Source organism: Streptomyces sp. KL116D (assembly GCF_030766975.1).
Taxonomy (GTDB): Bacteria; Actinomycetota; Actinomycetes; order Streptomycetales; family Streptomycetaceae; genus Streptomyces; species Streptomyces longispororuber_A.
The window spans coordinates 1-9,405 of the sequence record NZ_JASERH010000137.1 but is presented as its reverse complement, the minus strand read 5'-3'; the positions used below and the strand labels follow the sequence as shown (position 1 = coordinate 9,405).

Here is a 9,405-nt window from a genome sequence, read left to right as displayed (position 1 = left end):
CGACGTAGACGGAGAAGCGGACGGCGCCGGAGACCCATGGTCATGCCGTCGACTCCGGCGAACGCGCGTCGTACGCCGCAGCTGCGGTTCAGGTCGATGGTGACGGAGGACTGGGCGTGCACCGAGACCCCGTTCGCATAGGTCCTGTCGGCGATCGACAGTCCGTAGCGCTGCCACACCCAGCTGCTCTCGCCGAGCCGCATCTCGGGCTCGCTGCTGCCGTCGCCGACGGCGCCGTACGCCAGCTGGTTCCCACTGGTAGACGGCCGGGGCCGGCGGGGAGTCGGCTTCGGGGTCGGCGTGGGCTTGAGGGCGGCGTCGGCGGGCGTCGGCTTCGGCGGCGGGGTCGGCTTCGGCTTAGGCTTCGGCGGCGGGGTCGGTGTGGGGGTCGGCGTCGGCGTGGGCTTCGGCTTCGCAGGCGCGGGCGGCTCCGGCGTGGGCGTCGGGGTCGGCGTGGGCGTCGGCTCGGGCTCGATCGGCTGCGAGACCGGCGGCTTCTCCTGCCGCGCCTCCGGCTCGGGCTTCTTCGCTGCCGCCGGTCAGCGCGATCGCCAGGGCCGCGGCCGTCGCGGCCGCCACCACACCCGCCGCGATACCAGGGCCTTCGCGGGCGCCCGAGCCCTCGGCCGCCGCTCCGCCGGCCGCGCCACCGCTCGACGAACCGCCGCTCGCGGCCCGCGGCCGCACCGGCCCCGGCGCCCGGCCGTGCCCGCGGCGCCACCCCCGATGAGCGCGGCCACCTTCGCGTACCCGGCGGCGCCGAACCAGCCGATGACGGCGATCGGCATCGACACCGGGGGATGCGCTGGCGACTCTTTGATCGGCCCGCCGCGAGGCGGCACTTGCGCACTCCTCCAGGTAGCGCGGGCAGGCCCCGCTCGGCCTGGGTGCGGAGGCTGCCGCGCGCGTAGGCCGAGCCGGTCCATGTAGCGGGCGCATCCTCGGACTCGGTGAGCGTGGCCGAGACGTGCGCCTGAGGTAGGCCTCCTTGAGGGCCCTCGCGGGCGCGCTTGGCGAGCACCCGCGTGCCGTTGGCGTCGAGCCCGAAGAGAGTGGCGACGCCGCTGGGCGACTCGTCCTCGACCTCGGTGTGCCACAGCACGGCCTGCCAGCGCTCGGGCAGCGAGCGGAAGGCCTGCATGGCCATCGACTGCTCGGCCCGTGCATGGCGCGCACATCGGCGCCCAGGTCGAGGGTGTCGTCGTCGGAGACCTCGTTGGAGCGGGCGGCCTGCTGGGCGAAGACCGCGAAGTCGTCCACGAGGTGCTCGCGCTTCGCCGACTTCTGTCCAGCCCGGCGACGCGGCGCTCGGTGGTCAGCAGATAGGCGCGCACCGCGTGCGAGGCCCGCGTCGCCGCGCACGGCCTGCAGCATGCGGGCGAAGACCTCGGCGGTCAGGTCGTCGGCGGTGTGCCCGTCCCGGCGGCAGGTGCGCGCGTAGCGGCGGACGGCCGCGGCGTGCCGGCGGTACAGCTCCTCGTACGCCGAGTCGTCACCGCCACGCGCATCCGGCCGATCAGATCGGCGTCGGACGAGGGCAGCGGCGCGCCGGACCCGGCTGCCGCGGCTCGCTGCGCCGCGCTCTCCCGCTGCATGGGGACGGAGACGTCCGCGGGCGCCGGCGCGGCCTCGCCGGACGTACGCCCGGGACCGCCCTGATTCGGAACCTGCTGCGGAGGAGCCCCTCGGGGACTCGCACCTCCACCGTCGGACTGCTGCTCGTCCCGCCCGTCAACGCTCATCGCGGAAAGCCCCGACCGCACACTCTGACCCGACCACCGGGAAAGAGTGCCACACGGGGCTCCCCCACCGTGGTGGTCGCTGCACAGCAACCACTCATCCGTGGAGATTTCCCGTACCCGAGCGCTACCTTTCACTCGTCCGTAGCAGGCCCAACGGGCATGTGGTAAAAGCAGTTGACCGCGAGCGACCGGTTCGGTCACGCGCGGTCAACCATCGTCACCCTGCCGGGCCGTCACGCGGGCCGGGACCGCAGCTCCTTCGAGCAGGATGTCCAGGGCCGGGCCGATGCCGCCGCCTGGTGCGCGGCGTCCGGCAGCGAGGGCGCCGCCGTCGCGATGACCAGCAGCATCGTCCGACACCGTGACGTCGGCCCGCAGCTCGCCGGCCTCGCGCGCCCGGTCCACGAGCCGCCCCACGACGTCGAGCAGCGCCGTGGCACCGGCGTCGTCCGCGGGCAGGGCCTCGTCCACCGGCGCCGTCCGCTGCTCCACGAGCCGCAGCTCGGGCGCCCCGCCGCGCTGCTCGGGCACCCGCGTCTCGTCCCGGCCGCCGTCGGCCTCTTCGTCGGCGACGCCCACCCGCAGCACCTGCGGCGGCAGCAGCCGGCCGGCGCCGGAGGCGACCGAGGTCGCAGGAAGCGGAGAGCGCCGACCACGGCTCGTCCTCCTGACCGAGCGCCGTGCGGGCCTGGTCGGTCAGCCGGGAGGTCTCCTCCTCGGCTATCCGTCGCACCAGTACGTCCTTGCTGGGGAAGCGCCGACACGTGCCCACCGACACTGCGCGCCGCGCCACGTCCTCCATGGGCGCCCCGTACCCCAGCTCGCCGAAGACCTCCCGGGCCGCGCGCAGTACGTGCTCCAGATTGCGCTGGGCATCCACGCGCAGCGGCGCGGCTCGTGAACTGTGCGCCCGCGCCGCGCCCGTTCGCTCCGCCCGAGGCGCCCCGTAGGTGCCACGGCCGACGCTGAGGTCCAATGAGAGTCCTGAATGTGCATATGTGTTCCCCCTGGTAATGACGTCTCCCCCGGAGACACTCCCCGTCATTGTCAGCCGGAGCGTGAGGAACAGACAGCGATTTCCGGGACAGTCCCTGCGGTCCCGTCAGTGCATCCCCGACACCCCGACAGCACACGAACATAGTTGAGCCGGAGTCAATTCAGAAGGGGCAGGTTCCGCACGGAGCGCCCCCGAACGGAGTACGCGCGCGATTCCGCCAAGATTGCACCTCCCCTCCCACCCCTCCCTCCCTGCTGACCTGCGCACCTCTCGTACGCGCCGCCCGGCCGCCCAACCGGTGCGGCCCTCCCGCCCGGTCACACAATTTGCCGGGGCTGTGGACAAACGCAAGGGTCCGATGCGTCATGGGAGGGTGAGGGAACCCTGCGCGCATTCTCGTTGTCGGCGGCGGCTACGTCGGGATGTACACGGCCCTGCGCCTCCAGAAGAAGCTGAAACCGGAGCTGCGCAGCGGTGCCGTGGAGATCGTCGTGATCACCCCCGACCCGTACATGACGTACCAGCCGTTCCTGCCCGAGGCGGCGGCCGGCTCCATCTCGCCGCGCCACGTCGTCGCCCCTGCGCCGCGTCCTGCCGCACTGCGACGTGATCGTCGGCGAGGTCGTCTCGATCGACCACGCCAAGCGGACGGCCATGTACACGACGCCGGCCAGCGACAAAGAGGGCACGGGCCCCGGCCCTGCTGGCCTACGACGAACTTCGTCCTCGCACCTGGCTCGATCTCGCGCACCCCTGCCTCGTCCCCGGCCTCGCCGACCACGGCATCGGTTTCAAGACGGTCGAGGAGGCCATCGGCCTGCGCAACACGCGTCATCGAGCAGCTGGACATCGCCTCCTCCACCCGCGACCCGGCGATCCGCGACGCGGCGCTGACCTTCGTCTTCGTGGGCGGCGGGTACGCGCGGGCGTCGAGGCGCTCGGCGAACTGGGAGGACATGGCCCGGTACGCGGCGAAGTACTACCGCAACGTCAAGGCCGAGGACTGAAGTGGATCCTCGTCGAGGCGTCCGGCCGGATCCTGCCCGAAGTGGAGCCCGAGATGGGCCAGTACATCGATCCGCGAACTGCGTGGCCGGAACACGACGTGCGCCTGGAGACCCGCCTCAATCCCTGCGAGAACCGGGTCGCGGTGCTCAGCGACGGCTCCCGCTTCCCCCACCCGCACCGTCGTGTGGACGGGCCGGCGTCAAACCCAGTCCGCTGCTCGCCGCCACGGATCTGCCGCTGAACGAGCAGGGCCGCAGCGCACCGCCCAGCTGCCGTCGACGGCGCCCCCGCACGCCTGGGGCGCGGGCGACGCGGCGCCGTCCCGACATCACGGCCGACGGACCGGGCACGGAGTGCGCCCAACGCCCAAGCACGCCGTCCGCCAGACGAAGACCTCGCGGAGAACATCGCGGCGACGCTGCGCGGCCGGCCCCCTCACGACTACGAGCACGCGTACGTGGGATCCGTGGCCTCGCTCGGCCTGCACAAAGGCGTCGCGCACGTCTACGGCCGCAAGCTGAAGGGCTACCCTGCGTGGTTCATGCATCGCGTCTACCACCTCAGCAGGGTGCCCACCGTGAACCGGAAGGCCCGCGTCCTGACCGAATGGACGCTCTCCGGCCTGTTCAAGCGGGAGATCGTCTCGCTCGGCTCCCTGGAACAGCCGCGCGCCGAGTTCGAACTCGCGGCCGGTGCCGTCCCTCCTGAGGACCCTTCTGCGGGGCCGTCACCGGAACCTCCCGGCCGTCCGAAGGGGTCGCCGTGACCGGCGCGTTGACGCCCTGGGCGCCCCGGCCGACGCACTGTTGACCGGAGCGCGGAACTCCCTTGCCGGACCGGCGTCTCGACGTTTGTCAGTACGGTCGGCACAGACTAGTCCACACGACCATGGGCGGGCCCATCGCCCTCCCTCGACCTCACGAGGCTTGTCCCACAGTGAACTTCACGCGCTGGAGCGCCCGGCTCCGGAACGCAGCGCCGCGCGGCGCTGCGCCGACCACGTGTGGCCTCAGCGAGGCGACGGCGCGGTGCCCGCGGCCCGCGCCGAGCACCCTGCCCGACGAGCCCCAGGAGGGCGCCACCGCCGAGGGCGGTGTCGACGAGCTGCCGGCCCGCGCCGTCCTCGACCGCATCCCGGCCCTCGTCGCGCCGGGTGCACGGCCCCGAGCACCGCATCGCCGACGTCAACGACGCGTACATCGCCGCCCTTTCGGCGACCGCCCCTGCGGCGAACCGGCGCGCGACGCCCTGCCCGAACTGGACGAGCTGAGCCTCCTCCCGCTCCTCGACCAGGTGCTGCGCAGCGCGAAGCCCCGCACGGTGAAGTCCCGCAAGACGTCCGGCGGCCACCGCTCGTACACGGTGACCTGCACCCCGCTGGAGACCGCGGAGGGCCCCGGCGTACTGATCTTCGCGGCCGACGTCACCGACCACGCGGAGGCCGCCGAGCGGCTGCGCACCAGCGGCGCGAACAGCGCGAGACGGCAGTCACCCTGCAGCGCAGCCTGCTGCCGCAGGAGTTGGAGGAGCCCGACGACCTGCGGATCGCCGCCACGCACCAGCCGGGCGGCACCGAGGCCGCGGTCGGCGGCGACTGGTACGACGTGATCACCTCGGCGGCGGCCGCACGGCCCTCGTCATCGGCGACGTCATCGATGCGGCGTCCGCGCGGCCGCGGTCATGGGCCAGCTCCGCACGGCGGTCCGCGCCTACGCCCGTCTGGACCTCCCGCCGCACGAGGTCCTGCAACTGCTGGACGGTCTGGCTACGGAGATCGACCCCCACCAGATCGCCACCTGCGTCTACTGCCGTCCACGACCTGAACGAGGGCCGCCTCGTCTACGCGTCCGCGGGCCACCTCCCGATCCTCGTACGCGACGAGAACGGCACGATCCACCGCGGCGACGAGCCGACGGGCCCGCCGCACCGGCATGGCGGCTGGCTGCGCGCCTCGGGCGCCGTCCCGCTCGGCCCCGGCTCCACCGCGGTCATGTACACCGACGGCCTGGTCGAGCGCAGGGACGAGGACATCGACGCGGCGTGGCTGCGCTCGAGCACGCCCTCGCGGGCGCGACCGGCACGCCCCAGGTCGTCTGCAGACCGGCTGATCGAGAGCGGCGGGCGTCACCGCCGACCACGACGACGACGTGGCGGTCCTGGTCCTCCAGCACCCGGCGCGCAAGGGCTCCGACGGCGAACTGTTCCGCAACGCCGCGCTGGAACTCCTCGGCGGCGTCGAGGCCGCCCCCGCGCGCCCGCGCCTTCGCCTCCGGCGTCCTGTCCAGTTGGCGCTTCACCCCGGAACTCACGACCCTGGGCGTCCTGGCGGCCAGCGAACTCGTCGCCAACTCGCTCCAGCACGGCACCCCGCCGATGCGGCTAGGCTGCGCCGCACGGACCGCCGGCTGATCGTCGAGGTGACCGACGGGGACGACCACCTGCCCCGCAGGCGCGCGCGCGGACCCGGGCGACGAGTCGGGGCCGCGGCATCGCCATCGTCGCCACGATCGCCTCGAACTGGGGCTCGCGGCGGACACCGGGCGGCGGCAAGGCCGTGTGGTGCGAGTTCGTGCTGCCGACCGGCACGGCCTGAGCCATCCGTGCAGCACCCCCGCACTTGCGTCCCTGCAGTGCTATCAGCGTCGTGATGACAGACGCGGCAGCAGACACTCCGGCTTCCGGCTCACCGGCAGCGCCCCCGAGCGCTATGAGCAGTACGTCGCGCGCTCATGGCACCGTTCGTCACCGCCCTCTGTCGACGGCGTCGGCCTGAACTCCCGGCGACACCGTCTCGACCTGGCCTGCGGCACCGGCTTCAGTGGCCCGGCGCTCGCCGCGGCCCGCGTCGGCCCCACCGGCCGGGTGCACGGCGCGCGGACGCGTCCCCGGACATGCTCGGGGTCGCCACGGTGCACAGCCCGCACCTGTACCCCGACATCGAGTTCACCCTCGCCTCCGCCGACCGGCTCCCTACGACGACGCCTCCTTCGACGCCGTCCTGTGCCAGCAGGGCGCGCGAGTTCTTCTCCCCGACCTGGTCGCCGCCCTCACCCAGGCCGCCGCCGGGTCACCGCCCTGGCGGCCGGTTCGCGGCGACGACCTGGACGGACCTGTCCGCCTCCCCGTACTTCCTCGCGCAGCACGAGGTGATCACCCGGTACGCGGGCGCGGAGGCCGCCGCTCCGTGCACCGAGCTTTCCGCTGCACCGGCGACGCGTCTCACCGAGGTCCCTGCAAGGCGGGCTTCCAGGACGCGACCGCCCGCACGCTCACGCGTCGACGTGACCCCTGCCCCGCTCGCCACGCACGCCGCCGGTCACTCGGCGATCCCCTGGGGAGCCCGGATCGCCCAGGAGCACGGGCCCGAGGGCCCTGGCGGAGGCGGGCCGCGCCATCGCCGACCGCTTCACCCACCGGACCGACCCCGACGGCACGGTGACGCTCCCTTCACCGCGACGCTGGTGACGGCGACCTGCTGAACGCACGGGTGGCCGGCACCCGAAGGCACCGGCCACCCGTCCGCGTCACTTTCTCCTGACTCACGCCTCCGCCGTGGCGGGCTCCGGGAGCTCTGTATCACCACGCGCTGCCGGCCACGGCTGGTCCTGCACCGGAAAGTGAGCCGCTTCGCCGAGCCGCAGCGCCAGGAACGTGATGCCCAGCGAGAACAGCAGGAAGGTCACTGATGTACGGCCGCCCCGTGCAGCGCGGCAACCCATCGGCCCGCCCACGGCCGGCGCCCGACGGCCAGCGCGGCGCTGCTTTGACCAGCGCGAAACGCCGGGAGTTGTACTGTCCTCACCATCCCGCCGGCGCCAGATCGGCGACCAGCGGGGCGACGGTCGGCGACAGCATCGACTCACCGAGCCCGAAAGAGCGCGTACGTCGAGATGAACGCGGCGGTCGCCATGGCCTGGCTCCCGTGCCCGAGCCCGCGTGAGTCCCTGCGGCGATCCAGGCGACGGCCCAGATGACGCCGACGGCGGCGATCACCAGTGCAGCTCGCGCCGCTCCACGAACTTCAGGACGGCGAACTGCGCCGACCACGATCATCGCCGTGTTGGCGGCGAGCGCGATGCCCAGCGTCGACGGCGAGATCCCGGCGGCCTCCGACGCCGTACGCGCTCAGTCCCGACTCGAACTGTCCGTAGCAGGCGAAGAACAGCACGAACCCGAGCACGCACAGCTGCACCATGCGCCCGGTGCCCCATCAGCGTCCGCAGCCCGCGTGGCCCGCCCTCCGGGCACGCCCTCGCCGCCCGGGACGGCGCGTGCGGCATCCGTACGGTCAGCACGATGGCGGCGACCAGGAACATCACGGCCTCGATGCCGAACAGCCGCAGGAAGCTGCCCGGCGTTGTTCTCGTCGACGATCTGGCCGCCGATGAGCGCCACCGATGCCGAGGCCCAGGGTTCTGCAGGAAGAACTGCATGGCGAAGGACCGCGTCCGCGTCCTCGGGCGTCGAGCACCACACGATCATCGTCGCGAGCGCGGGCTGCAGCACCGCCGGGTGCCCGCACCCAGCACCGCCGCGGCGGCTGACGCCGTCGGCTCACTGCTCGCGAGCCCCAGCCCGACCGCACCCCACCGAGGCCACGACGGAGGCCGCCACCAGTACGGGCAGCGGTCCGCGCCGGTCGATGGCGCGCCCGGTGAAGGGCAGGACGACCAGCGCGGCCATGGCGAAGGCGGCCAGCACGATGCCGCGCCGCACCGGCCACCAAGATCTCGGACCTCCGCCACGTACACGTAGAGTGAACGGAACCGTGAATCCCGATGTCCGAACGCGCTCAGCGCGCTGCCCACCGCGAACTGGCGCATCGCCGCGCCCATCGCCCTGGTCACTTTCACCTGCTTTCGCAGTCAGAGGCTCACGTCTGAAGACTTCGAACCTAAAGCTTTGAAGCTAAACAATACACAGAGAAGGACTTCAACGCCAACCACTTGCGTGCCATACGTGCGCGGCATGGACACCTGAGCGGGCCCGACAGCCGAGCCGACCCTCGAAGAGCAGATCGCGGCGTACCAGCGCGAGTTCCGGGACCTCGACCCCCAGGTCGAGCAGATCGTCTCCGCGCTGGGCAGGCTCAATCGCTGTATGAATGTGGCGTACGGCCGCGACCTCGGAGATCGGCATCAGCAACGCCGACTGGGAGGTCCTCAAGGCACTGGTCCTTCCGGGCGCCCCGTGCCGCGATGGGCCCCGGCGACCTGGCCAGCGCCTCGGCCTGACCCCGCCGCGATGACCCACCGCATCGACCGCATGGTCCAGGAGGGCTGGTCACCCGCGACCGCGACGAGAACAACTGGGTACGGGTGATCGTCGAGCTGACGGACGAGGGCCGCGAGAAGTGGCTGGAGGCGATGCACCTCGCTCTGCCTTCGAGGAGGACCTCCTCCAGGACCTCACTGACCGAGCGCGGCGTCCCCGGCGAGGTTCTCACCCGGCTCCTCGCGCCGCGTGGAGGACGCCCAGCCGGACGCCGGCGGCCGCCCAACGACCTCGACCGAGGTTCACAGCGGTGCTGACACAGCCCCCACCCGGACCGTAGCGTTCTTCGGGCTGCCACAGAGCCGTAATGTCGGCCTCCGCAGCGACAGCACCCTCCGCCGCTGAAGCGGCACTCAAAACCACAGCACGATCTCCCGCAACGGA

At 72.6% G+C, this 9,405-nt stretch carries 5 protein-coding genes and 6 pseudogenes; 6 read left to right on the top strand and 5 right to left on the bottom strand.

The window, feature by feature from the left end; all coding sequences use genetic code 11:
- The 4 genes and pseudogenes from RBJ77_RS53150 to RBJ77_RS53135 all read right to left on the bottom strand — a co-directional run.
- Positions 1 to 203 (bottom strand): NPCBM/NEW2 domain-containing protein (locus RBJ77_RS53150; RefSeq protein ID WP_372351590.1); only part of this gene is annotated, 203 nt, incomplete at its 3' end.
- Positions 204 to 357: 154 nt separating this feature from the next.
- Positions 358 to 687: a hypothetical protein gene (locus tag RBJ77_RS53145; protein WP_372351589.1), complete on the bottom strand. Its 330-nt coding sequence runs from the start codon at positions 685 to 687 to the stop codon at positions 358 to 360.
- A 723-nt stretch (positions 688 to 1,410) separates the two neighbouring features.
- Positions 1,411 to 1,473 (bottom strand): annotated as a pseudogene (locus RBJ77_RS53140) (hypothetical protein); the annotation flags it as partial.
- A 502-nt stretch (positions 1,474 to 1,975) separates the two neighbouring features.
- Positions 1,976 to 2,738, bottom strand: a pseudogene (locus RBJ77_RS53135) (TetR/AcrR family transcriptional regulator).
- Positions 2,739 to 3,161: 423 nt separating this feature from the next.
- Here RBJ77_RS53135 and RBJ77_RS53130 point away from each other — a divergent pair.
- From RBJ77_RS53130 to RBJ77_RS53110, 5 genes and pseudogenes are all read left to right on the top strand, one after another.
- Positions 3,162 to 4,513: pseudogene (locus RBJ77_RS53130) on the top strand (NAD(P)/FAD-dependent oxidoreductase).
- Between the two features lie 170 nt (positions 4,514 to 4,683).
- Positions 4,684 to 5,355, top strand: a complete 672-nt coding sequence (locus tag RBJ77_RS53125; RefSeq protein ID WP_372351588.1) for a PAS domain-containing protein — start codon at positions 4,684 to 4,686, stop codon at positions 5,353 to 5,355.
- Positions 5,356 to 5,427: 72 nt separating this feature from the next.
- A pseudogene (locus RBJ77_RS53120) lies at positions 5,428 to 5,550 on the top strand (SpoIIE family protein phosphatase); the annotation flags it as partial.
- A 16-nt stretch (positions 5,551 to 5,566) separates the two neighbouring features.
- A complete protein-coding gene (locus RBJ77_RS53115) occupies positions 5,567 to 6,130 on the top strand; it encodes a SpoIIE family protein phosphatase (RefSeq protein ID WP_372351591.1) in 564 nt (187 codons plus the stop codon).
- A gap of 508 nt (positions 6,131 to 6,638) precedes the next feature.
- Positions 6,639 to 7,226, top strand: coding sequence for a methyltransferase (locus RBJ77_RS53110; protein ID WP_372351587.1), 588 nt, complete (start codon positions 6,639 to 6,641; stop codon positions 7,224 to 7,226).
- A gap of 60 nt (positions 7,227 to 7,286) precedes the next feature.
- Here RBJ77_RS53110 and RBJ77_RS53105 read toward each other — a convergent pair.
- Positions 7,287 to 8,582, bottom strand: a pseudogene (locus RBJ77_RS53105) (MFS transporter).
- Positions 8,583 to 8,763: 181 nt separating this feature from the next.
- Here RBJ77_RS53105 and RBJ77_RS53100 point away from each other — a divergent pair.
- A pseudogene (locus tag RBJ77_RS53100) lies at positions 8,764 to 9,243 on the top strand (MarR family winged helix-turn-helix transcriptional regulator); the annotation flags it as partial.
- Positions 9,244 to 9,405 lie beyond the last annotated feature (162 nt).

Coding starts and splice junctions, on each gene's coding strand:
- RBJ77_RS53110 (WP_372351587.1), top strand. CDS start 6,639: ATGCTCGGGGTCGCCACGGTGCACAGCCCGCACCTGTACCCCGACATC.